The organism is Priestia sp. P5_B4, assembly GCF_056400385.1.
Genome location: NZ_JBFULJ010000940.1, coordinates 1 through 1,428 on the forward strand (window position 1 = coordinate 1; position 1,428 = coordinate 1,428).

Here is a 1,428-nt window from a genome sequence, read left to right on the forward strand (position 1 = left end):
ATGCCAAAAGCTGTTGTCTTTCCAGTACCGGTTTGAGCTTGTCCAATTAGATCTTTACCCGTCATAGCTATCGGAATAGCTTCAGCCTGAATCGGCGTAGCCTCTTCAAAACCCAAGTTATGAATGGCCTTTTCAATGTCCTTGCTTAAGTGAAAATCAGAAAAATTTTTCAATTGTTTTGTGCTCCTTTTCTTGCTTAAATTCAGAAATGAGAAAAGTACTCTTCAAACAGAGATGTTGCTTATTCATTCCTGCGTAGTGTAAATCAATGTTACTATCAACGAACATCTTGTTCTAACAGATTTGTACAAGTTGAATTCATGCCTTATTTTATCCACGCTTACGTGTATTTATAAATTCTTATCATACCTATATAGAGTGATTTAATTTAGAAAGATATGGTTCCTACTATTTCTTTATAAAAAGGTATACTATTTAGGAGGAGGGATGATGTAGGTATGTATTATAACCATAGGAAGAAAAATCAAGAGCCCTTACCTAAAGAACGAATAGAGATTTGAGAATGTGAATCAGAAGAGTGTAATGGCTGGATGAGAAAAAACTTCTCTTATGAAAATTATCAAAAGTGTCCTTTGTGTGGCCATAAAATGAGAGCTGAAAAACGGCTTTTAGATGCGTCACCTAATCCCCATCAAAAATAATTTATGGCTGCCTTTTGGATAAATCCCTAAAAAACTTCTGGCACTTCTTTAACTGAAATCAAACTTCTTACCAAAGACATATGCCATATTTGCTTTATATTTCTGATATATGGTATAGCTAGTCCATACCTTGTACCGTTCATTTTATCTAGAAATCAGACATAAAACCCTTATTTTTCCATTATATCTAGATTTTAAAAGTAGATATAATATGTTTTTTGCTAGCTAATGGAATCAAAAGTAAAAAAAGACTCCAAGGTGGAGTCTTTTTTACTCATTTTGATTATGCTACTTTATGAACGTTAGCAGCTTGTGCTCCACGTTGGCCTTGTTCGATATCAAACGTYACTTTTTGACCTTCGTCTAAMGATTTAAAGCCTTCACYTTGAATAGAGCTGAAATGTACGAATACATCGTCTCCGCCTTCRATTTCGATAAARCCGAAGCCTTTGTCTGCATTAAACCATTTYACTGTACCTTGTTCCATAATAKTGCCTCCTRGTGTRGAATACTCCACRCTTRTATTACTACCCTTGTCCAACCATACTATCTTAAGATRAAAAWTTCTATGGAAGAGATTTCTCTTCTCTYAATCYTACACCGAACAAAAATAATTAACYTAAKCGTAACAYAYARAACCGAAKATAGCAAATACAGGAAAAATGACCCTTTCAAGCGTGAAATCCTATTGTAAAAAGATTAATTTAAGATCTACTAGGAGTACATAAATTCAATTGACTTTCCACATATGTAGCTTACATACAAA

2 protein-coding genes and 1 pseudogene are annotated in these 1,428 nt (G+C 33.8%); 1 reads left to right on the top strand and 2 read right to left on the bottom strand.

All coding sequences use genetic code 11. The annotated features are described in order from the left end of the window. Positions 1 to 173: DEAD/DEAH box helicase (locus tag AC1DRF_RS27680; RefSeq protein ID WP_477742267.1), on the bottom strand; the 173-nt coding region annotated here is incomplete at its 3' end. Positions 174 to 458: 285 nt separating this feature from the next. Between AC1DRF_RS27680 and AC1DRF_RS27685 the strand changes: the two are divergent. Further along, positions 459 to 662, top strand: a pseudogene (locus tag AC1DRF_RS27685) (cold-inducible protein YdjO-related protein). A 283-nt stretch (positions 663 to 945) separates the two neighbouring features. Here AC1DRF_RS27685 and AC1DRF_RS27690 read toward each other — a convergent pair. After that, positions 946 to 1,149: a cold-shock protein gene (locus tag AC1DRF_RS27690; RefSeq protein WP_477742266.1), complete on the bottom strand. Its 204-nt coding sequence runs from the start codon at positions 1,147 to 1,149 to the stop codon at positions 946 to 948. Positions 1,150 to 1,428 lie beyond the last annotated feature (279 nt).